The organism is Bacillus sp. MM2020_4 (genome assembly GCF_011250555.1).
Lineage (GTDB): Bacteria > Bacillota > Bacilli > Bacillales > Cytobacillaceae > Neobacillus.
In genome coordinates, this window is record NZ_JAANMZ010000018.1 from 41,735 (window position 1) to 67,376 (window position 25,642).

The 25,642-nt window shown below is 40.1% G+C and carries 29 protein-coding genes and 1 riboswitch; of the genes, 14 read left to right on the forward strand and 15 right to left on the reverse strand.

The features are described from left to right. Window position 1 precedes the first annotated feature (1 nt). Window positions 2-727, reverse strand: coding sequence for a ThuA domain-containing protein (locus G6554_RS12915; protein WP_166242547.1), 726 nt, complete (start codon window positions 725-727; stop codon window positions 2-4). 259 nt (window positions 728-986) lie between these two features. Between G6554_RS12915 and G6554_RS12920 the strand changes: the two genes are divergently transcribed. Beyond that, entirely contained in the window at window positions 987-1,760 is a 774-nt protein-coding gene (locus G6554_RS12920) for a helix-turn-helix domain-containing protein (protein ID WP_166242467.1), read from the forward strand. A 58-nt stretch (window positions 1,761-1,818) separates the two neighbouring features. Here the strand turns inward: G6554_RS12920 and G6554_RS12925 are convergent, their stop codons facing one another. Further along, a complete protein-coding gene (locus G6554_RS12925; RefSeq protein ID WP_166242470.1) occupies window positions 1,819-3,408 on the reverse strand; it encodes a response regulator in 1,590 nt (529 codons plus the stop codon). After that, window positions 3,405-5,225 carry a cache domain-containing sensor histidine kinase gene (locus G6554_RS12930; protein WP_166242472.1) on the reverse strand — a complete coding sequence of 607 codons (1,821 nt, stop codon included), beginning with the start codon at window positions 5,223-5,225 and terminating at the stop codon, window positions 3,405-3,407. The genes G6554_RS12925 and G6554_RS12930 overlap by 4 nt, the downstream gene beginning before the upstream one ends. Window positions 5,226-5,528: 303 nt before the next feature. On the opposite strand from G6554_RS12930, the gene G6554_RS12935 reads away from it, so the two are divergent. The 3 genes from G6554_RS12935 to G6554_RS12945 all read left to right on the forward strand — a co-directional run bounded on the left by G6554_RS12935 (window position 5,529) and on the right by G6554_RS12945 (window position 8,662). Further along, window positions 5,529-6,443, forward strand: a complete 915-nt coding sequence (locus G6554_RS12935) for a carbohydrate ABC transporter permease (protein ID WP_166242549.1) — start codon at window positions 5,529-5,531, stop codon at window positions 6,441-6,443. Further along, entirely contained in the window at window positions 6,443-7,270 is an 828-nt protein-coding gene (locus tag G6554_RS12940; protein WP_166242474.1) for a carbohydrate ABC transporter permease, read from the forward strand. Before G6554_RS12935 ends, G6554_RS12940 begins: the two co-directional genes overlap by 1 nt. 93 nt (window positions 7,271-7,363) lie before the next feature. Continuing rightward, window positions 7,364-8,662, forward strand: coding sequence for an ABC transporter substrate-binding protein (locus G6554_RS12945; protein ID WP_166242476.1), 1,299 nt, complete (start codon window positions 7,364-7,366; stop codon window positions 8,660-8,662). Window positions 8,663-8,742: 80 nt separating this feature from the next. Here G6554_RS12945 and G6554_RS12950 read toward each other — a convergent pair whose 3' ends face one another. Further along, window positions 8,743-9,153, reverse strand: a complete 411-nt coding sequence (locus tag G6554_RS12950) for a globin domain-containing protein (RefSeq protein WP_207342974.1) — start codon at window positions 9,151-9,153, stop codon at window positions 8,743-8,745. Window positions 9,154-9,372: 219 nt separating this feature from the next. On the opposite strand from G6554_RS12950, the gene G6554_RS12955 reads away from it, so the two are divergent. Then, on the forward strand, window positions 9,373-9,723 hold the full coding sequence (locus tag G6554_RS12955; protein WP_166242480.1) for a DMT family transporter: 351 nt from the start codon (window positions 9,373-9,375) through the stop codon (window positions 9,721-9,723). Between the two features lie 3 nt (window positions 9,724-9,726). Beyond that, complete coding sequence (locus G6554_RS12960; RefSeq protein ID WP_166242482.1) at window positions 9,727-10,041, forward strand: DMT family transporter; 315 nt, start codon at window positions 9,727-9,729, stop codon at window positions 10,039-10,041. Between the two features lie 45 nt (window positions 10,042-10,086). Here G6554_RS12960 and G6554_RS12965 read toward each other — a convergent pair whose 3' ends face one another. Together G6554_RS12965 and G6554_RS12970 are read right to left on the reverse strand one after the other, a co-directional pair. Further along, window positions 10,087-10,761, reverse strand: a complete 675-nt coding sequence (locus tag G6554_RS12965) for an NAD-dependent epimerase/dehydratase family protein (protein ID WP_166242484.1) — start codon at window positions 10,759-10,761, stop codon at window positions 10,087-10,089. A 144-nt stretch (window positions 10,762-10,905) separates the two neighbouring features. After that, window positions 10,906-11,394: a hypothetical protein gene (locus tag G6554_RS12970; protein WP_166242486.1), complete on the reverse strand. Its 489-nt coding sequence runs from the start codon at window positions 11,392-11,394 to the stop codon at window positions 10,906-10,908. A 240-nt stretch (window positions 11,395-11,634) separates the two neighbouring features. Then, a riboswitch (PreQ1 riboswitch) is annotated at window positions 11,635-11,679 on the forward strand. A gap of 6 nt (window positions 11,680-11,685) precedes the next feature. On the opposite strand from G6554_RS12970, the gene G6554_RS12975 reads away from it, so the two are divergent. Continuing rightward, window positions 11,686-12,237: a QueT transporter family protein gene (locus tag G6554_RS12975; RefSeq protein WP_207627612.1), complete on the forward strand. Its 552-nt coding sequence runs from the start codon at window positions 11,686-11,688 to the stop codon at window positions 12,235-12,237. Between the two features lie 56 nt (window positions 12,238-12,293). Here the strand turns inward: G6554_RS12975 and G6554_RS12980 are convergent, their stop codons facing one another. Continuing rightward, window positions 12,294-12,986 (reverse strand): copper homeostasis protein CutC, encoded by a 693-nt coding sequence (locus G6554_RS12980; protein WP_166242488.1) that lies wholly within the window; start codon window positions 12,984-12,986, stop codon window positions 12,294-12,296. 212 nt (window positions 12,987-13,198) lie between these two features. On the opposite strand from G6554_RS12980, the gene G6554_RS12985 reads away from it, so the two are divergent. Both G6554_RS12985 and G6554_RS12990 read left to right on the forward strand, forming a co-directional pair. Then, window positions 13,199-13,726: a DinB family protein gene (locus G6554_RS12985; protein ID WP_166242490.1), complete on the forward strand. Its 528-nt coding sequence runs from the start codon at window positions 13,199-13,201 to the stop codon at window positions 13,724-13,726. Window positions 13,727-13,914: 188 nt separating this feature from the next. After that, a complete protein-coding gene (locus tag G6554_RS12990) occupies window positions 13,915-14,340 on the forward strand; it encodes a VOC family protein (protein WP_166242492.1) in 426 nt (141 codons plus the stop codon). 92 nt (window positions 14,341-14,432) lie between these two features. Here the strand turns inward: G6554_RS12990 and G6554_RS12995 are convergent, their stop codons facing one another. Continuing rightward, window positions 14,433-15,311, reverse strand: coding sequence for a LysR family transcriptional regulator (locus G6554_RS12995; RefSeq protein ID WP_166242494.1), 879 nt, complete (start codon window positions 15,309-15,311; stop codon window positions 14,433-14,435). 107 nt (window positions 15,312-15,418) lie between these two features. On the opposite strand from G6554_RS12995, the gene G6554_RS13000 reads away from it, so the two are divergent. Continuing rightward, window positions 15,419-16,507, forward strand: coding sequence for a citrate synthase/methylcitrate synthase (locus G6554_RS13000; protein ID WP_166242496.1), 1,089 nt, complete (start codon window positions 15,419-15,421; stop codon window positions 16,505-16,507). Window positions 16,508-16,611: 104 nt separating this feature from the next. On the opposite strand, the gene G6554_RS13005 is transcribed toward G6554_RS13000, so the two are convergent. The 3 genes from G6554_RS13005 to G6554_RS13015 form a co-directional block, all read right to left on the reverse strand. Beyond that, complete coding sequence (locus G6554_RS13005) at window positions 16,612-17,220, reverse strand: exonuclease domain-containing protein (protein ID WP_166242498.1); 609 nt, start codon at window positions 17,218-17,220, stop codon at window positions 16,612-16,614. A gap of 77 nt (window positions 17,221-17,297) precedes the next feature. After that, the gene (locus G6554_RS13010; RefSeq protein WP_166242500.1) at window positions 17,298-17,873 is read right to left on the reverse strand and encodes a TetR/AcrR family transcriptional regulator; all 576 of its coding nucleotides are present in this window, start codon (window positions 17,871-17,873) and stop codon (window positions 17,298-17,300) included. Window positions 17,874-17,886: 13 nt separating this feature from the next. Continuing rightward, window positions 17,887-18,594 carry an MBL fold metallo-hydrolase gene (locus G6554_RS13015; RefSeq protein ID WP_166242502.1) on the reverse strand — a complete coding sequence of 236 codons (708 nt, stop codon included), beginning with the start codon at window positions 18,592-18,594 and terminating at the stop codon, window positions 17,887-17,889. A 189-nt stretch (window positions 18,595-18,783) separates the two neighbouring features. Here G6554_RS13015 and G6554_RS13020 point away from each other — a divergent pair, with 189 nt between their 5' ends. Genes G6554_RS13020 through G6554_RS13035 form a run of 4 tightly spaced genes read left to right on the forward strand, consistent with a single transcriptional unit; the run spans window position 18,784 to window position 22,561 of the window. Further along, window positions 18,784-19,890: an ABC transporter ATP-binding protein gene (locus G6554_RS13020; RefSeq protein WP_166242504.1), complete on the forward strand. Its 1,107-nt coding sequence runs from the start codon at window positions 18,784-18,786 to the stop codon at window positions 19,888-19,890. After that, on the forward strand, window positions 19,880-20,683 hold the full coding sequence (locus G6554_RS13025) for an ABC transporter permease (RefSeq protein ID WP_166242506.1): 804 nt from the start codon (window positions 19,880-19,882) through the stop codon (window positions 20,681-20,683). Before G6554_RS13020 ends, G6554_RS13025 begins: the two co-directional genes overlap by 11 nt. 1 nt (window position 20,684) lies before the next feature. Beyond that, a complete protein-coding gene (locus G6554_RS13030; RefSeq protein ID WP_166242508.1) occupies window positions 20,685-21,491 on the forward strand; it encodes an ABC transporter permease in 807 nt (268 codons plus the stop codon). Then, entirely contained in the window at window positions 21,488-22,561 is a 1,074-nt protein-coding gene (locus G6554_RS13035) for an ABC transporter substrate-binding protein (protein WP_166242510.1), read from the forward strand. Before G6554_RS13030 ends, G6554_RS13035 begins: the two co-directional genes overlap by 4 nt. A 94-nt stretch (window positions 22,562-22,655) precedes the next feature. Here G6554_RS13035 and G6554_RS13040 read toward each other — a convergent pair whose 3' ends face one another. From G6554_RS13040 to G6554_RS13055, 4 genes are all read right to left on the reverse strand, one after another. Beyond that, window positions 22,656-22,877: a hypothetical protein gene (locus G6554_RS13040; protein ID WP_166242512.1), complete on the reverse strand. Its 222-nt coding sequence runs from the start codon at window positions 22,875-22,877 to the stop codon at window positions 22,656-22,658. Between the two features lie 171 nt (window positions 22,878-23,048). Then, window positions 23,049-23,846 carry an energy-coupling factor ABC transporter ATP-binding protein gene (locus G6554_RS13045; protein WP_166242514.1) on the reverse strand — a complete coding sequence of 266 codons (798 nt, stop codon included), beginning with the start codon at window positions 23,844-23,846 and terminating at the stop codon, window positions 23,049-23,051. Then, entirely contained in the window at window positions 23,843-24,688 is an 846-nt protein-coding gene (locus G6554_RS13050; RefSeq protein WP_166242517.1) for an energy-coupling factor ABC transporter ATP-binding protein, read from the reverse strand. The genes G6554_RS13045 and G6554_RS13050 overlap by 4 nt, the downstream gene beginning before the upstream one ends. Then, window positions 24,685-25,452 (reverse strand): energy-coupling factor transporter transmembrane component T family protein, encoded by a 768-nt coding sequence (locus G6554_RS13055; protein WP_166242519.1) that lies wholly within the window; start codon window positions 25,450-25,452, stop codon window positions 24,685-24,687. Before G6554_RS13055 ends, G6554_RS13050 begins: the two co-directional genes overlap by 4 nt. Window positions 25,453-25,642: the final 190 nt, after the last annotated feature.

Consider the following 25,642-nt stretch of genomic DNA (forward strand, 5'->3'; position numbering starts at 1 on the left):
ATTATTTTCCCCCTTTAATGGCTTCTAAAGGTTTAGCGTTTCCATAAACCGGACGTTCCCGTTTGACTGGTTGTGCCCATTTCACCGCATTGATAATCACGCGTTGAATTTGTTCGTTATGGTAAGTTGGATACGTTTCGTGTCCTGGTCTGAAGTAGAACACCTTTCCATTGCCGCGTTTGTACGTACAGCCACTGCGGAATACCTCGCCGCCTTCAAACCAGCTTGTGAAAATCAACTCATCTGGCTGCGGGATATCAAAATGCTCCCCATACATTTCTTCTTTTTCTAATTCGATATATTCGCCAATTCCTTCCACAATGGGATGGTTTGGTGCTACAACCCAAAGGCGTTCCTTTTCATCTGCTTCACGCCACTTCAAATAACAGCTTGTTCCCATTAATGTTTTAAAGATTTTGGAGAAATGACCGGAGTGAAGGACAATCAGTCCCATGCCATCTAGGACACGCTGTTGGACTTTTTGCACGATCTCATCTTTTACCTCGCCGTGTGCAAGATGTCCCCACCACACTAATACATCGGTATTTGCTAATACCTCATCTGTTAATCCATGCTCCGGCTCATCAAGCGTAGCGGTTCCTGCTTCGAATCCTTCAGCCTTAAGAAAATCAGCAATTGTCCCATGGATTCCGTTCGGGTAAATATCTCTTACTACTGGATTTTTTTGTTCATGACGATTTTCATTCCATATTGTTACATTCAACATCATTAACACTCCCTTTTGATTGTTCACTTTATAATTTATTTTAGAGAATAGAAATTTTAATGAAACGGCTTACATTGTCAGATAGGGTGGAAAATATTGAACTGATAGTTTAAAGACACTGATCACTTCCCATTCTTCCTTACCACTCCTTTTAACATCACTTATTTGATTACATCGTACAACACTTATCTGTAAACCAAAATAGATGATATAATTAAAACATCTACTATTTTGCTATTTATTTTTCGAAGGTGAGTAAATGAAATCAAATATATTATTCTGCGGATATTCATTTCATACAAATGGATACCACTCCCAACATAAATCCGGATATCCTTCCTATCTGTTCCGTCTGCAAACGGAAGGAATTTGTGAAGTGGTGGTAAAAGGGAGAAAAATAAAAATCGAGGCAGGCGATCTTCTGCTAATTAAACCAGGGGATCATTATGAATTGCTAGTTAAAGAGGGGCAAGTGAGTGGTGACTACCACTTAATCTGTGATGGTGCCTGGATTGATGAATGGTGGAGTGGTTTCACCAAGCCGGATGTCGCTCGAATTGAGATGGATGAAAAGCTGTTAGCATTATGGCGCTACATGATGATTGAGAAACGCCGCCCCGAATCCAGTCAGAATGAAGAACTATCTGGCTATTTACTGCGAGCTCTCTGTTTGACTCTAGAACGTGTCATTAGCGAAGCCGGTTCCTCGTTCAGTCATCCGTATACGGTGACACGGATGATGCGATACATTGAAGAGCATGCCATGACTGCGTTTAAAGTGGGAGAAGTGGCGAGGCATGCCGGTCTTAGTATCTCCCGTTCTGTTCATTTATTCAAAAGTAGTGTCGGGAAAACAATGATGGAATATGCGCAGGAGATTCGGCTGGCGGCAGCTATGGAACGGATGAAATATACATCTATGACACTAGAACAAATTGCTCTTGAATGCGGATTTGGCAGTTATCCTTATTTTCATAAAGTGTTTAAAAAGAAACATGGTATCTCTCCTGGTGCATATAGGCGAATTGAATAAAAGTTTGATAGCAGTATTATATCATCCCCAATAAAAAATGAGCAGTTTCCATTTCTGCTCATTTTTTATTCATATTCATTTCACGATACTCATTCGGTGTAACACCCACCACTTTCTTAAACACCTTTCGGAAATACTTATCGTCTTGATAACCAACCATATTTGCCATTTCATATATCTTCATCTGACTGTTTTTCAATAAGGTTTTTGCCCGTTCCATGCGGATTTTGACAATATAGTCAGAAATATTGACATTAAACTCTTGTTTGAACTTCCTTGAGATGTATTCCCTGCTAATATAAAAATGATCAGATATTTCCTGCAGTTTCACATCGCGGTCGAAATTCGCCTGTAGGTATTTTTCGATATCAACAATTACATTCCTATTTTTCTGGCTTGCTTTTTGTTTTACCCTTTTCAAAAAGAAAGTAACTTCCCGCTTGATCCCTTGTTTATAACTATCCAAAAGAAATGTACCACTTTTGTCAAAAAATCTGTCCGTTCGTCTTTCAATATCATCCGGAACTTTTATAGGAATGTCGTATTTCTTATACCATTGGTTACTGATCACCAAATATTCATTTTCAAAATGGAGCAGCTGTTTAAGGGATAAATAATCATTTTCCGTATAGTCCTTTGTAATTTGCTCTAGTAATTCTTCAAATGCCCCGATTTCACCGGCCTGTACAGCTAATTCAATAGTAGCCGAATAAGCCATTAAGCTTCTAAGTGTTACCGTCGCCAAAACATCCTGACGATACACACGGTTTTCTGATTTATCCAAGAGATTACTATGCAATAGAACCTGCTTCGCATGCTGATAAGACTCAATTAATTTCGTACTTTTACCAACCTTTTTTCCAATCGCAATTGGACATGAAATATGGATGACATTCTTAATCGTTTGATAGATTTGTAATAATAGGTCCTCCATGCGTTCAAATTGATTCCAAAAGATAATGATAATTTCACCCTTACTAGCCAGATACCGAAAACCAATTCCACATTCGTTTTCCAGTAATAGTTCATTAATAATGTTCAAGATAGTAAAGTATGTTAAATCCCGGTCACCTTTAAAAGCCCTACTCGCCATTCGATTAATCCGGACCAAAGCGACAGTGTACTGTTGTGATGGAAGGAACCCAAATTCCTCATACAACTCTATATCAATGCTTTCACTATTGATTAGCTGTGTCAGCTTTCGGTCCCTGTAGACGGGCTTCATTTCATTGATCAATTGTGCACTACTTACTTTTCGCTGGCGATCCATTTCGCCCTTCTTCCATTCCTTTACCGCATTTTCCAATGTTTGATTTAAAATCTCTGGGTCAACAGGCTTTAATAGATAGTCCATACTCCCGAAATGGATGGCCTTTCGCATATAATGGTAATCATCGTAGCCGGTTACAACAATTGTCTTGCTAGCGGGTTGATTTTCTTTAATCCACTCTAGCAAAAGCGTACCATCCATTTTCGGCATTTTCATATCTGAAAAAATAATCTCCGGTTTGTAGGTTTGAATCAGCCCAATAGCCTCTTCGCCATTGGCTGCCTCAAAAATTTCTGTGACTCCATTCCTGTCCCATTCCCCAAGCAATTTAATCCCTTCGCGAACATGTTTTTCATCATCGACGATTAAGACTTTCATGATTGCTCCACCTCTTTTTGCATCACCCTTGGAATCTGAATCTGTACCGTAAATCCGCCTTCTTCCATACCGTGAACAGACATCGTAGCCTGAGTGCCATAATAAATCTGCAAGCGGTCATAGATGTTTTTTAACCCGATGGATTCTCTATGCTTCCCTTCTAGGATACGCCCTTCAAACAATTCTTGGCGAATTCCATCCAGTTGTGCTTCCGTTATTCCAATTCCATTGTCCTTAACACGGATACAAACCAACCCTTCATCGTTTATGGTTGCTTCGATATGAATCACTGCTTTTTCGATCTGTTGATCAAATCCATGTTTAAAGCAATTTTCCACAACAGGCTGCAGGATCATTTTCGGCACTAGAATCTCTTCAACCTCTTTTTCCACCGTTATATGAAAGTCAAGCTGCTCGTCGAAGCGCTGTTTTTGTAATGAAAGGTAGGCATTAACATGCTTCATTTCCATTTCAAACGGAACGATATCTTCCTTCATATTCATGCTGTATCTCATGATATTAGATAAAGAGGTCAATAACGAATACACCGGGACGGCCTTCATTTTAAGCGCTAAAGTGCCAATTGACTGAAAGGCATTATAGAGAAAGTGCGGATTGATTTGTGATTGCAACACTCTCAACTGCGAAGATTTATTCTCAAGTTCTAATTTATATTCTCGGAAAATTAATTCATTAATTTGATTGATCATCCGTTTAAAATGGCGGCCAAGCATGCCGATTTCATCGTTCCCCAACGAGTCAAAATCCGCCTCGAGCTCCCCCTTTTCTACTTTCTTCATATTACCAATCAATACACTAATCGGGGCTGTAATTTTAAATGAGATGACCATTGTGGCAAATAAGACAACCACAAGTGTAACAAGACCAATGATACTATTCATTAATGCTGTTTGTCTGGCACTTTGGTAAAGGACATTATACGGGATCCGTTTTACAATATACCAATTCTTATAGGGTGCGGAAAATCTTTCATAGACAATAACACCTGAAAATTGTTTATCCTTCCATTCAACACTTTTTCCCTCAAGCGGTCTTTGCTTCACATCCTTGTACCAATTTTCATTGTTCCGTTTTCCAATGTCTTTCTCTTTAGAAGAGTAAATAATGGTACTATTTTCATCCATTATGTATAGATCTTCTACATCTTTTGTATATAAACGGTCAGCAATTGCACTTATTTTTGAAAGGTTAATATCAATCGATAAAAGCCCTAAAAAATGGTCTGATGGAAGGTCGATTAAGGAATTATGAAAGCTTAACACATTCTTCTTCTGGGAAATAGGAATGACTGATTGATGATTATAACTATAAATTTCATGCGGCGGCTGAATCACCGAAAAATCATCAGAGTGATGTAGCCGGGCATAGTAGGGATGCGAAAAGACATTCTCATACTTCCCCCTGCCGCTAATTCTCGAATGATAATTGGTGTAAGAATCCTTTCCTTTATCAATGTAAATATGCATTTGTTCAATTTCAGGCCGAGAGTTAAATAAATAGGCAAGTGCCCTGCGCACCTCTTCCTGATTGGTAATAAAGTCCTGCGAGATCCCATCTCTCATCACACTCATAAACGGGGTATAACGGTATAGGACCGAAGACATTTGCGCAACATCGTCTAAGTAAACGGTAAGCTCCTCTTCCCCTTTTTCTATCAATTCATGATTTGTTGAAACAAAGCGGTTATTAAGAGAACTAGTCGTTTGTAAATACGTAATGGCTATGGAGCCTCCAAAAGGGAGAACCGTTGCTGCCATTAAAAAAATGATTAACTTTTTCCGAATGCTCCATCCCATATCGCATTGGTTAGTTCTCCTACTTGAATCAGGACCTAACCTTCCTCCCTTACTGACCTTTTTTTCAGTGATGTTCCTCCAAAAAAAGGGGATTTCCCCTATAGTATCATAATTTATTAAAACCTTTCATAGTAGGAGTAGAATAGTATGAATTTTAAGGATTGTTCAATATTTTCCACCCTGTTGGTCAATGTAAGCCGTTTCATAATTTTCTTAAATCACTAAAATAAGGGTATAGGAGGTGCAGTCGTGAAGAACCAAAGTAAAGTAGAAACCGTGGAAAATACGGTCATCACCGAACGAATGAACACAAATCTCAAAGAGTCAGTTTCATTAAAGAATAAGAAGAAACTGAAGGATGCAGGGTTATTCGCCCTATTTGTCGGCCCAGTCTTCCTTGCATTTACTTTAATCGTCCTAGTCCCTTTCTTTACGGGTATTTATTATTCCTTTACAGATTGGAATGGGATTACAGGAAATATTAAATGGGTTGGACTGGATAACTTCAAATATTTATTTACTGAGGACAAGCAATTTCAGCAGTCCTTCCTGCTTACAACAAAATATACAGTAGTTGCCATTATTTTAACGAATATGATTGGATTTGGATTAGCCTTGCTAGTCACCCAGAAATTGAAAACAAGTAACGTTCTGCGTACCGTTTTCTTCATGCCGAACATGGTCGGAGGTCTATTACTAGGATTTATCTGGCAGTTCATTTTTGTAAAAGGATTTGCTTCCCTTGGCGAGCTAACTGGAATACCATTTTTCGAATTAGCATGGTTAGGCGATGCGAAGACAGCGTTCTGGGGAATTGTCATTGTTAGTGTTTGGCAGGGTGCAGGCTATATCATGATTATCTATATTGCCGCATTGCAAAATGTTCCGCAGGAATTGATTGAAGCAGCAAAAATAGACGGGGCAAATAGATGGCAGATTTTGCGCCACATCACGATGCCACTTGTAGCACCAGCCGTAACCATCTGTTTATTTTTAACAACCGCTTCATCATTTAAGATTTTTGATGCAAACCTGTCGTTAACAAACGGTGGTCCATTTAAATCAACCGAGATGTTAGCGCTTAACATTTATACAGAGGCATTCGTCAATAACCGTTATGGTATTGGTGAAGCAAAAGCATTAATTTTCTTCATCGTTGTTGCTGCCATTACCATCCTTCAGGTAACGATTTCGAAGAAGAGGGAGGTTGAATCATAATGGGAAACAAGTATACAAGCAAGACATTTATTGGTGAAATCCTGGCTATACTGCTTGGTCTTGTCTTTTTAGTTCCATTCTATTATTTGATTACAAACTCCTTGAAACCGTTTGCCGAGATTTTAACGAACACATCAGCCTTACCTAAGGTATTGATGTTAGATAACTATGTAAACGCCTTTGAAAAATTAGACTATCTAAAGGTTTTTGCAAATTCACTGATTATCACTGTTGTAAGTAATGTGGTCTTGGTTATCTTTTGCTCCATGGCAGCGTACATGCTGGTTAGAACAAAAAAGAAAATCAGCAATATCATTTTCATGACTTTTGTTGCTGCGATGATCATTCCGTTTCAATCGATTATGATTCCGCTGATTAAAACAGCAGGGAACCTAGGAATGTTAAACAGCATCTGGGGCCTTGTCATCATGTATCTAGGTTTCGGATCAGGAATGACCATCTTCTTATATCACGGATTTGTGAAAGGAATCCCGGTAGAACTTGAAGAAGCGGCTATTATTGACGGATGCTCAAGGTTTGGTGTGTTTTGGAGAATTGTGTTTCCATTGCTAAAACCAATCACAGTTACTATTGTCATCCTGAACAGCCTATGGATTTGGAATGATTACTTATTACCATCATTGGTCCTGCAGGATCCTGGATTAAGAACCATTCCATTGGCAACATTCTTCTTCTTTGGCCAGTACACCAAGCAATGGGATTTAGCACTGGCAGCTCTTGTTTTGGGTATCATACCTTTGTTAATTTTCTTCTTCTCGATGCAAAAACACATTATCAAAGGGATTACAAGCGGTTCAATCAAGTGATTTTACGATAGGGATCAACCCCTGCTGTCTAATTTAACCGGGCAGCAGGGACTTATATAAAAATTAGATCTAACAAACCAGGAGGGAAAACAAATGGCTTTCAAAAAATATTCAATCGCAGCAGGGATTTTATCAGCTTCACTTCTATTAGGTGCTTGCGGTAACAGTGACAGTTCATCAGGGGAGAAGAAAGACAATAGCAGTAAAGATGGAAAAGTAGTGGTCGATCTCTTTAACGGTAAAGTTGAAATTGCTGACCAATTGAAAGCGTTAACAGATAAATATACAAAAGAGCACCCAAATGTTACATTTAACATTGAATCCGTTGGTGGCGGTGCGGACGGTTCTGCGGCGCTTAAAGCAAAATTTGCATCCAATAAAGCTCCTGATATCTTTGGTAGTGGTGGGTATCAAGAAGCGATTACATGGAAAGACAAATTTGAAGATTTATCTGATCAGGAATGGGTAAAAGATGCATATCCAGATGCCTTAAAGCCAATGACAATGGATGGTAAAATCTATGGTCAGCCTGTTAACATGGAAGGCTACGGTTTCGCATATAACAAAAAACTATTCGAAAAAGCAGGTATTAAGGAACTTCCAAAAACATATTCAGAGTTAGAAGCAGCCGCAAAAAAACTTAAAGATGCAGGGATCACTGCATTTTCAGTTGGTTATGCTGAGTGGTGGGTATTAGCGAACCATGGTTTAAATGTTCCATTTGCGTACCAACAAGCTGATGATGAAAACTTCATCCCTGGCTTAAACGAAGGAAAATCTAAGATTGAAGGCAATAAATATTTTGAAGATTACTTAAAACTTGTTGATTTAACCGTAAAATATGGTAATAAAAATCCATTAACAACCGACTACAACACAGAAGTTACCGATTTTGCTAACGGAAATACAGCAATGATTCAACAAGGTAACTGGATTCAGCCAATGCTTGATAAATTAAATCCTGGTATGGAAGTTGGCTTCATTCCACTAGCCTTAACAGACGATGTTAAACAAGCAGATAAGTTAATGGTTGACGTACCAACGAACTGGGTTGTTTATAACAAAGCTCCTGAAGCTGACAAAAAGGCTGCTAAAGATTTCTTAAACTGGATGGTTTCATCTGATGCAGGTAAAGAAGCGTTAGTTAAGGATTTCAAATATCTTCCTGCCTTTAAAACAATCGAAGCAAAGGCTGAAGACATTGGACCTCTAGGTGCTGATCTTCAGAAATATTCTCAAGATGGCAAAACTTACTCTTGGCAGTTCATGAAATATCCGGATGGTGCGGGTCAAGAGTTCGGCGCAACACTACAAGCATATGTTGGCAACCAAAAATCAAAGGACGAAACTTTGAAAGCTTTTGATGCAACATGGGCTAAATTGAAAAAATAATGATGGCATCTGAAAAACTCCTCTTATGGCAAGAGGAGTTTTTTTAAAGAACAAAGTAAAATCCCGACACCGAGTCGGGATTAATTTTCTTCATTGTCAGGTGTATTCACCATAATTCCTGCAACTTGTGTTAAACGATCATAAAAAGCTCGTCCTGCTGGATTTTGATCAAGGCCAATTTCCTGAAAGGCTTCTTTCATACAACGAAGCCAGCACTGTGCCCTTCTAGGCGTTACTTCAAATGGCATATGCCGGTCTCTCATTGCCGGTGGTCCAAATTCCTGGCTGTAAAGTGCTGGGCCGCCTAAAAACTGCGGTAAAAACATTCGCTGTTTCCGCATGATTTCATTCATATCCCCTTCAAACAATGGTGCCAATTCGGGATCATCATAGACCCGCGGATAAAAGGCATTAACTAACTGGTCAATTGTTTCCTGACCGCCAATTTCGCTGTAAAGTGATCTAAACGTATATTCCAATTTCTTCACCATCCTCTTTTATTTTTCCCCTGTTTGTATTAATTATAATGATTATTCTTAAAGAGGTTCGTGATTTATATCACACTAATTTCCCGCTGGTGGAAATTTTCCATACTCTTACAGGTTGTTTTAAACCACTTTTTGAAATGATATGGTATCCTAACATAATATGACGGTTTCGCTTAGGGAATAGTAATGAGACCTAACAGGCATCTTCAAGAGGTGAATAATATGAATAAAGCCTGGTTTTATGTCGTTTTAACATGTTTATTTGAATTAATTTGGGTATACGGTTTTAATACTGCTGAGACTTGGTGGGAATGGGGAATGGTAATTGGGATTATCCTAATCGATTTTCACTACCTTCCCAAAGCATGTGCAAGTATACCAACAGGAACGGTTTATGCTGTTTTTTCGGGAGTCGGCACGGTCGGCACGGTGTTAATGGATGTTTTCTTGTTTGGTGGAAGATTTAATGCGGGCATGTTTTTGTTCGTCGTTTTAATCGTAATCGGTGTCATTGGCTTAAACCTTGCCGATAATAAAACAGAGGAAAAAGAAATCGAGAAAGGAGCTGCCTAAAGTATGGGTTGGTTATTTGTTCTTTTGGCAGCTGTGGGCGAAATTACCGGTGCTGCCGGACTAAAATTATATAGTCAACGGAAAACATTCAGAAACGGTCTGCTTTATATCGGCGGTTTCGGTGCTTCGTTTGCCTTTTTATATACCTCGTTCCATTTTTTGCAACTCAGTGTTGCCTATATCGTTTGGGTGGGTATTGGCACTGCTGGCGCTGTGCTCATTAACATCTTCCTTTTTGGGGAGTCGAAAAACATTGGACGGATTGTGAGTGTTGGGTTGATTATCATTGGGGTCATGGGATTAAGGGCCTTTTCATAAATGATTTTATCAAAAATAACTCAGCGAAGTGGTCACTTCCCTGAGTTATTTTGGATTTGCGATGCGTTCAATTTCGTGTGAAGGATAGGTATATACACCAGTTGCGTCGGACTCTGCTGCAATAGCCATGGCCAAAGCGACCTTTTTGGCCTCGATAGCTTTATATGGACGCAACGGCCCGACCATAATCGTATTGAATATACCACTTGCTTTCGCCGCCAATTTTTCACCAAAACGAAACTCCTTCCGCTTCCCCAAAAGTAAGGACGGGCGAAATATATGTAATGAGCGCAAATTTACTGATTTTAAGGACGTCTCGACATCACCTTTTACCCGATTGTAGAAAAAACGTGATTGGGAGTCTGCCCCCATCGCTGATACAATGAGATATTTTTCTGCGCCGCCCTTTCGTGCTAAATTTGCGGCCGCTACCGGATAATCGTAATCCACTTTCCGAAACGCTTCTTTGGACTTCGCTTTTTTAATTGTTGTTCCCAAACAGCAAAATACATCCGCTACTTGAAATAATTCAGGATAGGCTTCCAGCTTATCAAAATCCACTGTATGCTGTTCACAAACTTTCGATTCAAAATTTCCAATGGGCCTGCGGACTAACAAATATATTTTATTATATTGATTTCGCTGAATGAGTGTTTTTACTAACTCATGACCGACGAGACCACTTGCCCCTAAAATGAGGGCTGTTTTGTTAGTGTTCACTTGATTGGTCCTCCATTCACCCGTTTATATCAAAAAAGCTTATTTATACTAATTGTATCATTTTACCGATTGCCCGATAATGCCTGAATCTCAAAAAAACACCACGAGTTGAACCATTCCATTCAACTCGTGGCGTTTTATTTTTTATGAAAGTATTTTTTGAATAATATTTTTCGGCTTTTTGCGTAATTTTTCGGCGAATGATTGAAACACATACATGAGCACCGATTTTGCCATAAATAAAATCCCCATTTGATAATGTTTCATTCTGACAAGTGAAACCACTCCCATATTTCTGAGGGCAATCATCCCGGGATAAACAAACAAAAAGTCCATGACGAAATTCAGTACAATGTAGCGAAAGAAATTTCCAAACGTGAACTTTAGAATCCATATTGAGCCGATAAAAAATGGCCCGATAATAAAAGGAATTTCCCCCATTACATTCGGAATAAGTTTTTCGTAAAATCGCCACCAAATCCTTTTTTTTGCTAAAAGACTTTCACAGGCTATCCAAATGCACACAAACAGGGCACCAGGATAGAATCGCCGAAATGATTTTTTCCCTAAGAGGGGCAATGACAGCCATGGTACTAACATTATTACGAGTAAGAACATTTTATTATATTTCATTTATTAGCCATTCCCTTTTTTCTTTTAGGATGCACAAATTGGAAAAATTTATTAGTTATAATTCCACTTTTTGAAAAATAATCCAGAAAATAAGTGGTGGCTGATTGCTGTTTGCACGCAGTCCATATTTGAGACTGTCATCAATACCGTGCTTCGATGCGGCATCCTTTACTTTTCCAAAATAGTGTCATTGACTAGCAGCTTTATTTATATTAATATATTAGATTGCAAGTATTATATAGTAACGTGGTTCGAGAACCTCCCACGTAAAAAAACTAAGGAGAAATGAATATGGAGAGAACAACTAACACATTATCACAGCCAATTGGAGCCAATTCCGCTGGAACTGCCACTAAAGGCAAAGTACAAGGAATTGTCGTTAACGGGATTATTGCTGCATTGTACATTGCCGTCTCGGCTTTAATCCAGCCATTTGGATTTACCCAGGTACAGTTTCGTGTATCGGAAATGTTTAATCATCTCATTGTTTTTAACAAAAAGTACATTTATGGAATCGTCCTTGGTGTATTTTTGACGAATTTATTCTTTTCACCAATGAGGGCATATGACCTGATTTTCGGTGTCGGCCAATCGGTGATTGCCTTGTTCATTGCGATCGCGTGCGCACGTTTCATTAAAGGCATTTGGGCGAGGATGATTGTCAATACACTTGTCTTCACATTCACGATGTTCTTGATTGCCCTTGAACTGCATTTGGCGTTTGATTTGCCATTCATGTTCACATGGCTGACAACAGCGGTTGGTGAATTTGTCGTGATGGCAGTTGGCATGCCTGTTATGTACGTTATTAATAAACGTGTTCGATTTGATAAAATGGTTTAATAAATTAAGAAGAGCTGCAGCTTGATTCTTCAATTAGCAGCTCTTTTTTTCTGTTTCTAGCTGAGTATTTTCTTGATCTTTTGGATTTCATCCCCGTTGATTTGATTATGAAAATCGGCGTCCTTCCTTACTGCTGAGCCAAAATGATATTCCGCGGCATGGAGTTGGTTGTGAATGTATTCAATATTGTTAACAGAAAGACCAGAGCCAGGCATGATGATTGGGTTATCTTTAGATGTCTGCGACACATTTATCATTTTTTTTACAGAATCAAGTCCTTCACTTACTGTCGGCCTTCCGCCTGATGTCAGGATACGATCTACCTTAAATGGAGATTGACATAGGGAGTGATAAGCCTCAAGAGAATTAGTTTCATCAATCGCACGATGAAACGTTACGGAAAGACCCTTCGCTTCTTCCAACACCATCGAGAGCATGTCAAAGTCTACTTTCTGTTGATCATTTATGGCCCCGAAGACCATTCCCGCCGCACCCAATTCTTTTATTATTTTTATATCTTCGCGAATGGCCTCCCATTCTTCCTTGCGGTACACAAACGAAAAGCTATGTGGGCGGACCATGACCATAACAGGAATCTTCACACTCCGCACGACCGTTTTCATGATCCCGTGGCTTGGTGTCAACCCGCCTTCTGTCATGGCAGATACTAACTCAAGACGATCCGCACCGTAAGCTTCTGCTGTTCGGGCATCCTCCGCGTTTAAGACAATGATTTCTACTTTGGACATTTTAATAACCTCTTAATTAGGAAAATTTTTGTATTCGAATTTAGTTTGCTATATTGTTCTGTATTTTACAAGTTACACATAACCCTGTTTTTATTGTGGCTATTTATAACTTAATTTTTTCGATTTTTTTGAATACTATGGTAGGATTAAAATGGTACCATTTTAATATGAAGGGCGAACAGGCCTTCAAGATTCGAGGGGAGAGAATGGGATTGTTACAACGTCCAGTAGATAATGAATATCCAAAGTATTATGTACCGTATGTAAAACTAGTTTCTGATGGTGACCTTTTGTCGATTTTGAAAGAGAATTTAGCAGAGATGGTTGCCCTTTTTGAAGGACTGTCGGAAGAAGATGGTCATTTCCGTTATGCAACGGATAAATGGAGTATTAAAGAAGTTCTTGGTCATATGACTGACACCGAGAGAATTATGAGTTACCGCCTGCTTCGGGTTGGCCGCGGTGACCAGACACCATTGGCTGGGTTCGATGAGAACGATTATATTAATGGTTCCCAGTTCGATCTGCTGTCGAATAAAGAGATTCTTGAAGATTTTAAAGCCGTGCGTCATGCCACCATCACCCTTATCCAAACCATGGCCGACGATGGTTGGAATAGAAAAGGCATTGCCAACGGAACAGAAATCACCACCCGCGCCATCGCCTACATCATCGTAGGCCACGCCATCCACCATGGTAAAATCATCAAAGAAAGATACCTAACTGATCTAAATAAATAACGTGGATATAGTGCAATTGGTGCCTGACACCAATTGCACTATTGCGAACATACATTCTTTGTTTTATAATTGGAATATCGGTAATACTAGGATGTGGCTGCTTTTTTTGGTTTGTGTCAGCGAGATGCCTGTCTTCGGACTATCGAATAAAGCAAGTAATTATCTTATGGGACAAGGAGCGGTTATTTATGACAGTAAAATTAATTCCCTATTTAGTGATGAACGGAAATGCAAAGGAAGCGATTGAGTTTTATCAAAAGGCATTGGATGCACAGGTTCTTTTCAGCCAATCTTTCGGTGAAATGCCGGAAAATCCGGCATTCCCACTTCCAGCGGAAGCAAAGAATCTTGTAAGCCACGCGACCATTAAAGTTGGTGAGACAGAGCTCATGTTTTCCGATACTTTCCCGGGTCAACCACATCAAATCGGAACGCAAGTGACCATCTGCATCACCACTGACGACGTTGAAAAGGCTCGTACATTTTTTAATGCCTTGCAAGATGGCGGTCAAGTACAAATGCCGTTCCAAGAAACCTTCTTTAGCCCTGGTTACGGTACGGTAGTAGACAAGTTCGGAGTAACCTTTCAAATCTTCACTGAAGGTCAACATTAATTTTAAGGAAACAACAAAACGAGTCAGTCAGCAACATATGCTTGACTGACCCGTTTTTTTTTTGCAGTGAATTTAATAAACAGAATCGCTGCCTACAATCTGTAATTAGCCATAAACGTTAAAAATTCTCTCTGTTTTGAATGATCGTATTTCATAATGGCATACGTGTTAGCCTCAGGCATTTGAATGGAATGACATTCTACTTCTAATAATCTACCCTCTAATAATTCTCTCCTAACCGTCGATGTCGGAAGGAACGACACCCCTAATCCTTCCACAATAAACCTTTTTGTAATATGAACCTGCGAAACTCTCATCATTCGTACACTGGGATATTTGGTTTTGACCATTCTGCAAAGAAGGTCCCAGTATCCAGGATGATTGTGGGTAATTAGATAATTGGTTGTTAGCACCTCTTCCTCGTCTAGAGGCGGCGCCAATTCGGCATCTCTACCATCATGTGGAGCGACTAATATAACTCTATCCTTTGATAAAAGCTCACTAATCAAATTTGGGCGACTGCTAGTTAGACACGAAAGTCCTAAATCCACTTCTTCCTGTAAGACCGCTTCCTCGATATCGAGGGATTCAATTATTTTGACTGAAATCTCGACCTCCGGGTACTGCTTTGTATAACTTTTTAGAACATACGGCAGGATGGTATCTGCGATAAGCGGTGAAATTCCAAGGGTTAATTTCTTCGTATATCCTTGGGTAAACGAATTCAATTCCTCAAGGCCCTCTTGATACACTTCGAGGAGTTTTTTTGCGTGAAGTAAATATCGTATTCCCTCTTCTGTCAGTTTAATTTTTTTCCCATCCCGATGAAACAACAGGATTCCAAGTTCTTTTTCCAGTTGTTTTATATGGACTGTAACGGAAGGTTGCGAAATATATAAAAGCTCCGCTGTCCTGCGAAAATTACCACATTCTGCCGCCGTAATAAAGGTGTTAAGCCATTGAAATTCCATGTCATGCTCCTTATTAAAAATAGTAATCAACCACTTCAATAATATTCAGTATTCTTAATTATGTTTATTTTATAAAATAATAACAAATATGGAAAGGAGCGAGTTAGATGATTCAAAAAGGTTTAAAAGGGATTGTGGCGGCCGAAACATTCATTAGTCATATTGATGGAGAAAATGGCAAGTTGTTTCATCGAGGATATGACATTAAGGAAATGGCTAAGAACTTCTCCTTTGAAGAAGCTTCCTATCTTTTATGGTTTGGCCATTTTCCAAATACTAGCCAACTAGCTGCATTGAAAAAAGATCTGAAAGGTAATCGTGAACTTCCCGAATATGTTAAGGGAATACTACATCAGCTTCCCAGGGACATGGAACTAATGAGTGTTATTAGAACGGCTATTTCAGCGGAGGGTGGTTATCTTGATTATGGCTGGAAACCTTCTGTTGCACAGGCCATTCGTTTAACCGCTTTGGTCCCTACCATTATCGCCTATCGAAAAAGTCAGTTAGACAGAAAAGTGTTCGTATCACCCCGTGATGATTTAGACCATGTTGAAAACTATTTGTATATGCTGAGTGGAAAAGTTCCATCCCCTGCCCACGTGGAGGCCCTAGAGACATACATGATCTTAACAATTGAACATGGAATGAACGCCTCTACTTTCTCAGCGAGGGTCACCGCATCTACTGAGTCAGATTTAGTTTCGGCCATTACATCAGCCATCGGAACAATGAAAGGGCCACTTCATGGAGGTGCCCCTTTAGGTGTCATCGAACTTCTTGATGAAATTGCTCTGGTTGGAGATCCAGAAATGGTGATCCGTGGAAAGGTTTTGCGCGGAGAGAAATTAATGGGCTTTGGACATAGAGTTTATAAAACACACGACCCTCGAGCCATCGCCCTAAAAGCCAAATTGATGGACCATATTGGAGTAGATGAGTGGCTTGACCTAGCGATGTCTGTAGAAGACACTGCTATCAGGGTATTAGCTGAACTGAAGCCTGGCAGGTCACTTTATACTAACGTAGAATATTATGCTGCCGCCATCATGAAAGCAATCAATATGGATGCAGAACTATTTACCCCCACCTTTACCGCAAGCAGAATGGTTGGCTGGACAGCACACGTCCTCGAACAAGCTGAGAACAACACCATTTACAGGCCCCAATCTAAATATATTGGAACCTTCAACTAGAAGGAAGCAAGCAAATTAAAATTAAATAACGTGGATATAGTCGCAACGGTGACAGGCACCATTACTAACCCCAACGCAGGGTTATTGCGTTGGGGTTGGCTTAGCTAGCCCATTTTGGTTCGCGCGGTGGCTGGCTGATATTTTCTCATTGGTCCTTTTTCAAGCACTTCCTGGAGATAAAGGTTTCCGTTCGGGCTTGTTTTCTTTAGAAGCTCCATTAAATATGTAATATCATCAAGTGCTCTATGTGTTTGGTAATTGGTGATATTATGGGCTTGTAATAGGGTCAAAAGTTTCCCGTTTGGATATCCATAATTTTTCCACGGTACCCCTCGCATCGTGCAATACCACTTCAAATCATTAACTTCCGGGTACATATGGTAAAGAAAGCTACGGTCAAAGGATGCATTATGTGCAAACACCGTGTCTGCTCGATGAGAATAGGTTTTTATTTTTGCATCATAAAAGCTTTTTCCTCTAACTAATTCGTACGGAATCCCGTGTACTCTATATGCTTGGTCATAGTTATAACGTGCTGTGTCAGAAAGTGGCTCCCTTAAAAATGAATCCTCCTCAACAATATCGATGATTTCACCAGAATCCGATCGATAGGTAAATAACTTTAAGGCCAATTCAATCACTTCATCTTTAGTCGGACCTAACCCGGTCGTTTCAACGTCCAATACCAAACCATATTTTTCTAAGCTTCGCACTGTCATCATTCCTTATTTCTTACGTTTTCCCTATTATAACAAAGCTTTCCTTAGGTTTACATCTCCAAAATGTCCCTCTATAAAGAATTCTCACTAATCCCAGCAAGAAATGCCTTAAGAATAATCGATAGGCTTTCATCCAAATCCAACACCATCTTAAAACCACCCTTTTGCTCCAATGAGGAAAAGCCATGTAAGATACTGCGTAATCCCCTTACAGCATGTAAGGCCAGATCCCCTTCCAATTGGTATGCTTTAAGCACCCGTACAGAAAGATCCACTATTTTTGCACCGGCCTGCTGTACTTCCTCATCCTCAGGGTCGGGGGCAAGCAATGTTGCCTCATAAATGCCCGGGTGCTTTCGTGCAAAATTAACATATGCCTTACTGATGGCAAGGACTGCTTCGGTGCCTGACACCCCAATTGCAGCATCGGCCATTACCCCGTAAAGCCTATCAATCCCGTATATCGCCAGCTTTTTGCGAAGTCCCGGCAATCCGTCAAAGTGGTTATATAAGGATGGAGGACGAATCCCTACCTTCTTAGCCAGATTGGCTAAAGTAACCTCCTGCATTCCTTGTTGATCCGCAATCCCCCCTGCTGCATCTAGTATCTCCATTAAGTCGAGGCCAATTTTTGGTCTAGGTGACATTGTCTACGTTCTCCTATCTTAGTTTCCGTTCTAAATTTCCGATGGCCATCTCCATCATTTTCACAGGATTCTCAACCATTTCCCCATGACCCACGGCAAGAAGCTGAGGTCCATAGCTCACTAGTTTCTTTGCACTAGCCAGTGCCGTCTTTTTACTCCATGTACCAAATGACGGAAATGGGAACAATGGCTTCATATCTCCAGCCACCGCCATTCCACCTCTTGTTTGAAAAGCATCCCCGGCCACTAGAGCCTTTGAACGCAAATCCAAAAACGCCATTGATCCCGGTGTGTGTCCCGGTGCTGCAATCGCTGTTAGCGACCCGACAAAATCGCCTTCCTTCAATAACACATTAGCCCGTGTCTTTAATTTCTTCGGTACACCGCCTTTAATCGGCGTTTGCTCCTCATGCAGGTCAAGCGAACGATCATCATTCATTAATCTATGGTCACGAATCGAAATATACACGGGTACCTCTGGCAAGATCATTCTTAAAGAATCAAGCGCACCAACATGATCCTCGTGTGCATGTGTTAAAACTATTTTTGTAATGGGCTTTCCGATGGTTTCTGCCGCTTTCAATATCCCCTTTGTACAAAAGCCCAGAGCTGCATCAATCAAGGTTAACCCATCCTCTTCCTTTACTAAATAGCAGTTAACTGGAAAGACACTCGCCATAAATGTTACTTGATATAAATAGCCGTTTTTGATCATTCTCATTATGATCATCCCCTTTTAACTAATGTCGTTAGTTTTATTTTAACTAATACTATTAGTTAATTCAACAACTTTTTGCAAGTTTTTTTTATTATAAAATAAAAGAGTAATTGAATTTTCAGGCTCTTCCTGTATAATGATTCCCGAATGGGACAAGTAGAACTTGATTTAGCTGAAAAGGAGGCCACTTTTATGAACGGTGCCATAATTCAATTTGAAAATGTAACAAAACAATATGATAACGACCCGCCCGTCCTTAAGGACGTAAGCTTTGAGATTGAGCGCGGTAAATTCTATACACTGCTTGGCCCATCGGGATGCGGTAAGACAACAATATTAAGGTTAATCGCCGGATTTACTGAAGCATCTGAAGGAGAAATATTTTTTAACGGTAAAAAAATCAATCATATACCGGCAAATAAGCGGCAGGTGAATACCGTTTTTCAGGACTACGCCCTGTTTCCCCATTTAAATGTATTTGAAAATGTGGCATTTGGATTGCGCATCAAAAAGATGAAGAATCCAGAAATAGAACAAAAGGTAAAAGAAGCGCTAAGCTTCGTTAACCTTTCAGGCTATGAAGCTCGCGAAATCAAAGAAATGTCAGGTGGTCAGCGCCAGCGCGTTGCGATCGCCCGTGCCATTGTAAACGAGCCTGAAGTGATTCTGCTTGATGAACCATTATCGGCTCTTGACTTAAAGCTTCGTACGGAAATGCAGTATGAACTGCGTGAATTGCAGCGCCGTCTCGGCATCACCTTTATCTTCGTTACACACGATCAAGAAGAGGCCCTGGCGATGTCCGATGAAATTTTTGTTATCAATAAAGGGAAAATCCAGCAAAGCGGCACTCCGACAGATATTTATGATGAGCCGATTAACCGTTTCGTGGCGGATTTTATTGGTGAATCCAATATTGTCGATGGTAGAATGCTAGACGATTACCGGGTAGAATTTACTGGCAGAGAGTTCGAATGTGTTGACCAAGGTTTGAACAAGAATGAACCGATTGATGTGGTTATCCGACCAGAGGATTTGGAAATTACAACAATAGAACGCGGCAAGCTTCAAGTGCGTGTTGATTCGCAATTATTCCGTGGTGTTCATTATGAAATCTGCTGCTACGATCAAGACGGAAATGAATGGCTGGTCCATTCCACGAAAAAAGCAACTGTGGGCGATGAAATCGGGCTTTATTTTGACCCGGAAGCCATCCATGTTATGCGACATGGGGAAACAGAGGAAGAATTCGACCGACGGTTAGAAGCCTACTCGGATGTGGAAGCTAATGGAAAATAAACATACGCGCAATATATATATGCTTCCTTATTTCCTTTGGATTGTTCTGTTTGTCATTGCCCCCATTATCCTCGTACTCTATTACTCTTTCTTTGATATCGAGGGAAATGTAACGCTAGCGAATTATCAAAAGTTTTTCACACCGGTGTATTTAAAGATGACACTCAGCTCGTTTTGGTACGCCTTCTTGATTACAGCAATTTCACTGTTGATTGCTTATCCAACAGCCTATTTATTAACAAAAACAAAGCATAAACAGTTATGGCTTTTATTAATCATTGTGCCTTCATGGATTAATTTATTGTTAAAAGCCTATGCCTTCCTTGGAATATTTGGTACCTATGGAGCGGCAAACAGCTTCTTAGAACTGATTGGGATTGGAACGCAGCAAATTTTATTTACAGATTTCAGCTTTATATTTGTTTCGGTATATATTTTTATACCATTCATGATTTTACCGATTTTTAATTCATTAAATGAATTGAATCCGACCCTTTTAGATGCGGCCAATGACTTGGGGGCATCCAAATGGACAACGTTCCGCCGCGTTATTTTTCCCTTGACGATTGACGGGGTGAAATCAGGCTGCCAGGTGGTCTTTATACCGGCTCTATCCTTGTTCATGCTGACCCGATTAATTGCTGGAAACCGTGTAATCACTCTTGGTACGGCTATTGAACAGCATTTCCTTGTGACCCAGGATTGGGGTATGGGCGCAACGATTGCAGTCTTTTTAATCATTATCATGGTTTTCATTATGATCGTCACGAATACCAGAAAGCGAGGTGTATAAGGTGGATAAAAAAATAACACCATTATCCAAGTTATTTTTATTAATCGTCTTTTTTATCCTGTATGCACCTATTTTCTTTCTTGTCATCTTCTCATTCAACAGTGGAGAAACGATGTATGACTTCAAGGGATTCTCGCTTGAGTGGTACCGTGAACTTTTTCAAGATACTAGACTTTTGATTATCGTTTTGAATACCGTGGTAGTTGCTTTATTATCAGCGTTATTTTCTACCATCATTGGGGTACTTGGGGCTTTGGCGATTCATCAGGCGAAAAAAAGACAAACGAAAAATTCGCTGTTATCGTTAAACAATGTACTTATCGTCAGCCCAGACGTCATTATCGGTGCTTCATTTTTAATTTTGTTCACAATGGCAGGGATTAAGCTCGGTTTCTATTCGGTGCTGTTATCCCATATCGCTTTTAGCATTCCGATCGTGGTTCTAATGGTACTACCTAAGTTAATGGAGATGAGCCCGACATTAATTGACGCGGCTCGGGATCTTGGGGCAAGTCGCTGGAACGTCCTGACAAAGGTCATTATTCCTTTTATCACACCGGGAATTTTCGCAGGATTCTTTATGGCGTTAACGTATTCATTCGATGATTTTGCGGTTACCTTTTTTGTTACAGGCAATGGTTTTTCAACACTTTCCGTTGAAATTTATTCATTAGCCCGCAGAGGAATTTCCTTGAATATTAATGCACTATCAGCGCTATTGTTCCTATTTACAATACTGCTCGTTGTAGTCTATTACTTTATTACCCAGCGTAACAAGGTTAATGGAATGGGGGTTCGGAAGCGATGAACAAACTCGTTCGTTTTTTTCTCGTAATTGCCCTTGCATCAGCCATGCTCCTGTATGCGATTTCCAGTTTAAACAAGTCCCAAGGCTATTCGGGCGGCGATACGCTGACAATTTATAATTGGGGCGATTACATCGATGAAGATCTTATCAAACAGTTTGAAAAAGAAACCAACATCAAGGTTATTTATGAAACCTTCGATTCCAATGAGGCGATGCTGACCAAGATTGAACAAGGCGGCACGACGTATGATATTGCCGTTCCTTCTGAATATATGATTGATAAAATGCGGCATGAGGATTTACTTATCCCATTGGATCCTTCCAAACTGCCAAACTTAAAAAATATTGATAAACGGTTTATGGATCTTCCGTTTGACCCAAAAAATAAGTATTCCGTGCCTTATTTCTGGGGAACTGTCGGCATTGTCTATAATCCAAAAATGCTAAATGGAAAGAAAATTACTAGCTGGAACGATCTTTGGGATCCTGCATTAAGAAACGAGATTCTACTCATTGATGGTGCCCGTGAAGTAATGGGAATGAGCTTAAATAGTTTGGGCTATTCACTTAATGATACAAAAAGGGCTCATTTAATTGCAGCAAAGGAAAAGCTCGATACGATCACTCCGAATGTCAAAGCCATCGTAGGCGATGAAATCAAGATGCTGCTAGCCAATGAAGAGGCATCAGTTGGCCTGGTATGGTCAGGAGATGCTTCTGAGATTATGTCCGAGAATGAAGATTTGAATTATGTCGTCCCAAAAGAGGGTTCCAATCTTTGGTTTGATAATATGGTCATTCCGAAAACGGCGAAGAATATTGAGGCGGCCCATAAGTTTATTAACTTCATGCTAGATCCAAAGATTGCTGCACAAAACACCGAATATGTAGGCTATTCAACGCCGAATAAGCAGGCGCTTAAACACATGCCTAAGGAGATCATCAAAGATCAACGGTTCTATCCGTCACCTGAATTGACTGAAAAACTCGAGGTATATAAAAACCTTGGTAAGAAGAACCTGGCCTATTATAATGAACTGTTCTTGCAGTTTAAAATGCATTCGAAGTAGTTCAGTTATTTAAAAAAGCAAAAGGGTGCCGGACACCCTCAAAAAAACAGCCACAATCTCCTTCTTTCTCGAGATTGCGGCTGTTTCCTTACCTTTAATAGCTATTATCTTCTTCATATCTTTCTTTATTGGTATACCAATTGGTTAATTGAGTTAAAATCGCAAAGACAAAAAAGAAATTCATCGCCCAGACGTTAATGAAAGGAGCAATCCCGCCAAATTCAATGGTTGCATATCCTTTTAGTTTTATGACAATCATTGATTCAACAAAAATTAATATAAACCCTAACACCCCCGCCGCTGCTGCTCTAAACATCTCATTTCCCCCTTGTAAAATAATAAACCAATCCTTCAATTTCCATATATAAACAGTGACCACGTTGCATTTTTGACAATTTCGTGAACATCCATATCTCTATTATATGGCAAAACCCGTTAAACACAACTCCCAACTTACCAATAAAGAAAAGGGTGTCAGGCACCATGTTCACATGGTGCCTGACACCCTTATATACTCTTCTACTGTTAATATGGTGTTTTTAATTCCCAGCTTCTCAGCCAGCTGTGTGACTCCGGGTTGCTCAACTTTTGCTTCTTTTAACATTTCTTTTTGTGAAAACACGTGGCGCGTGTCTCCGTCGAGAAGGACTTTACCTTCATTGAACACGATTGTCCGTTCAAAATTCTCTGCAACAAAATCCATGTCATGGATAATGGTCATCACTAGTTTATTTTTATTTTTCAATTCCCGGATGATTTGGCGAATCTTCTCTTTCCCTTGATGATCCTGTGCAATGGTGGGCTCATCAAAAATAATGATGTCCGTATCCATGGCCACAACGGAAGCAATGCATAACAGTTTCTTTTCCGATAAACTCAAATCATGCGGGTTCACTTCAAGTTTATCATCCAGTTCCACCATCTTTAAAGCTTTGATTGCCTGCTTCTCCGCCGTATATTTACCCATTTTAATATTCAATGGGCCGAACATCACTTCTTCCAAAACGGTTCGTTTAAATAGTTGATCATTCGGATTTTGAAAGACAAGACCAATTGTCCTTGCCATTTCAGCAGCCGTTTTTAATTTTGCATCAAAATGATGAACTAAAATTTCTCCTTCATCCGGTTTCAATAATCCCTTTAGCAATTTCACAAATGTAGTCTTTCCGGCACCATTTTGTCCAATAATAGCCGTTGACCGCTTGTCAAACTCTAAATTTATTCCTGAAAGCACTCGGTAGCCTCCCTTTTTATAGGAAAAAGAGAGATTGGATACCTTGATCATCCTACCTGCCCCCTTAGTGCCTTTTCTGCATCCTCCAAGGTTACAGGGTAACAGTCCGAGGCAGCCTTCTTTACACCCAAGGCTTTACACACTCTTGTATATACAGGTGCGACCAATCCAAAATCCTCAAGATCCTGCCGTGAAAATACTTGTTCTGGTGAATCAAAGCTAACCCTTTTTCCATCATGCAGGAGTAAGACTCGATTGCAATACTCAGCAACCTTTTCCATTTTATGTTCAGCCAGAATAACGGTAATTCCCTGTTTGCTCAGGTTTTGAATCGCACTGAAAACTTCCATAGAGCCCGCAGGATCGAGCTGGGAGGTTGGTTCATCCAATACCAAAATATCAGGCTGCATGGCAATAATGCTTGCGATGGCCATCCGCTGCATTTGCCCTCCAGATAAATCAAAAGGATTTTGATCTTTCACCTGTTCAATTTTTAACAGATCAAGCACATAATCAATTCTGTCAATAATTTCTGAACGGGGCAGCCCACTATTTTCAAGTCCGAAGGCAATTTCCTCATAGACCGTCATCTTCGAACCGGTCACCTGTGTAAATGGATTTTGAAACACCATTCCTACCTTAAGAGAAAGGTCAGCAATCGAACAATTTTTCACTTCGAGCCCATCCACCAAGACCTTACCGCCGTAAGCCCCTTTATAAAAATGAGGGACAAGCCCGACAAGCGCCTGGCATAAGGTCGATTTTCCCGCCGAGTTTTTTCCAATAATACCGATAAATTCACCTTCGTTCACATCAAACGAAAGATCGTTAAGGGCAAGTGTGTCGGATAAGGGATATTTGTATTTTAGACCTTCAACTACTATTTTCTTCATGCAAAAATCCTCCACGCAATCGCGCCCACTACTAGCAGCAGCATAACTAATCGAACTATTCCGCTATAAGCGTAGGTTTTTTCCTCCATCAGGTATGTTTTTGGGGCCCTTGAATTAAAGCCCCTCACTTCTAATGCCATCGCCCGTTCTTTTGTGTTAATCAGTGCCCCGAGGATAACCGGCCCCAATAACGGCACGAAAGCCTTGATCCGGACAAGTAAACTTCCTTCTGTTTCCATTCCCCTTGCCCGCTGCGCATCCATGATCGTCTCCATGCTCGACATCATTTCCGGTATAATTTGGAAAACAGAAACAATTACATAGCCAATTCTTGGTGACATCCCTTTACGAACAAGCGTCTCGACAAGATCCGATGGTTTCGTCGTCAGAACCAAGATCATAAAGGAACTAACGATATTCGTTACCCTAAGCGTAATTGTTAAGGCATATAGCAGACCCTCTTTATACATAGCAACCTGGCCAATTTGAAAAAGAACCGTTTCATTTTCCGGCTTAAACAAGCCCTGTATAATAACGACCGTAATCAGCACGAAAAAGACAAAGCCAAAAACAGGAACTGTTTTTCGAATAACTTTTGCTGCGATCAATAACAGTAGACTAAATCCCAGACATACAAATGAAATCGTGAACGAGGGCAGAATAATCGGTATGAATAAAGCAAAAAGAATATATATGAGTTTTGTGATGGGATCAACTTCATGAATGAACGATTTCCGATCCACAAACAAACTAATCGATTTCAAAAAGCTTCACCAGCTTTCTTTCTAAACCCTAACATGTGCTTAACACCCAACCCTATGATGGAAATATAATTTAAAGAACAACTCGTAGTCACCTAATAAAGGCGGTGTGAGCAGAGCTAGACGTCGCTTTATTCATCTAGTGACCTGGTAATTCACTTAAACTGGTTTGCGGCGCTCCGCCCCTTTTCCA

Bases quoted from the DNA above. Each gene is read 5' to 3' on its own strand.
- G6554_RS12915 (WP_166242547.1), bottom strand. From the start codon at position 727: ATGTTGAATGTAACAATATGGAATGAAAATCGTCATGAACAAAAAAAT.
- G6554_RS12920 (WP_166242467.1), top strand. From the start codon at position 987: ATGAAATCAAATATATTATTCTGCGGATATTCATTTCATACAAATGGA.
- G6554_RS12925 (WP_166242470.1), bottom strand. From the start codon at position 3,408: ATGAAAGTCTTAATCGTCGATGATGAAAAACATGTTCGCGAAGGGATT.
- G6554_RS12930 (WP_166242472.1), bottom strand. From the start codon at position 5,225: ATGGGATGGAGCATTCGGAAAAAGTTAATCATTTTTTTAATGGCAGCA.
- G6554_RS12935 (WP_166242549.1), top strand. From the start codon at position 5,529: ATGAACACAAATCTCAAAGAGTCAGTTTCATTAAAGAATAAGAAGAAA.
- G6554_RS12940 (WP_166242474.1), top strand. From the start codon at position 6,443: ATGGGAAACAAGTATACAAGCAAGACATTTATTGGTGAAATCCTGGCT.
- G6554_RS12945 (WP_166242476.1), top strand. From the start codon at position 7,364: ATGGCTTTCAAAAAATATTCAATCGCAGCAGGGATTTTATCAGCTTCA.
- G6554_RS12950 (WP_207342974.1), bottom strand. From the start codon at position 9,153: ATGGTGAAGAAATTGGAATATACGTTTAGATCACTTTACAGCGAAATT.
- G6554_RS12955 (WP_166242480.1), top strand. From the start codon at position 9,373: ATGAATAAAGCCTGGTTTTATGTCGTTTTAACATGTTTATTTGAATTA.
- G6554_RS12960 (WP_166242482.1), top strand. From the start codon at position 9,727: ATGGGTTGGTTATTTGTTCTTTTGGCAGCTGTGGGCGAAATTACCGGT.
- G6554_RS12970 (WP_166242486.1), bottom strand. From the start codon at position 11,394: ATGAAATATAATAAAATGTTCTTACTCGTAATAATGTTAGTACCATGG.
- G6554_RS12975 (WP_207627612.1), top strand. From the start codon at position 11,686: ATGGAGAGAACAACTAACACATTATCACAGCCAATTGGAGCCAATTCC.
- G6554_RS12980 (WP_166242488.1), bottom strand. From the start codon at position 12,986: ATGTCCAAAGTAGAAATCATTGTCTTAAACGCGGAGGATGCCCGAACA.
- G6554_RS12990 (WP_166242492.1), top strand. From the start codon at position 13,915: ATGACAGTAAAATTAATTCCCTATTTAGTGATGAACGGAAATGCAAAG.
- G6554_RS12995 (WP_166242494.1), bottom strand. From the start codon at position 15,311: ATGGAATTTCAATGGCTTAACACCTTTATTACGGCGGCAGAATGTGGT.
- G6554_RS13000 (WP_166242496.1), top strand. From the start codon at position 15,419: ATGATTCAAAAAGGTTTAAAAGGGATTGTGGCGGCCGAAACATTCATT.
- G6554_RS13010 (WP_166242500.1), bottom strand. From the start codon at position 17,873: ATGTCACCTAGACCAAAAATTGGCCTCGACTTAATGGAGATACTAGAT.
- G6554_RS13015 (WP_166242502.1), bottom strand. From the start codon at position 18,594: ATGAGAATGATCAAAAACGGCTATTTATATCAAGTAACATTTATGGCG.
- G6554_RS13020 (WP_166242504.1), top strand. From the start codon at position 18,784: ATGAACGGTGCCATAATTCAATTTGAAAATGTAACAAAACAATATGAT.
- G6554_RS13025 (WP_166242506.1), top strand. From the start codon at position 19,880: ATGGAAAATAAACATACGCGCAATATATATATGCTTCCTTATTTCCTT.
- G6554_RS13035 (WP_166242510.1), top strand. From the start codon at position 21,488: ATGAACAAACTCGTTCGTTTTTTTCTCGTAATTGCCCTTGCATCAGCC.
- G6554_RS13040 (WP_166242512.1), bottom strand. From the start codon at position 22,877: ATGTTTAGAGCAGCAGCGGCGGGGGTGTTAGGGTTTATATTAATTTTT.
- G6554_RS13045 (WP_166242514.1), bottom strand. From the start codon at position 23,846: ATGATCAAGGTATCCAATCTCTCTTTTTCCTATAAAAAGGGAGGCTAC.
- G6554_RS13050 (WP_166242517.1), bottom strand. From the start codon at position 24,688: ATGAAGAAAATAGTAGTTGAAGGTCTAAAATACAAATATCCCTTATCC.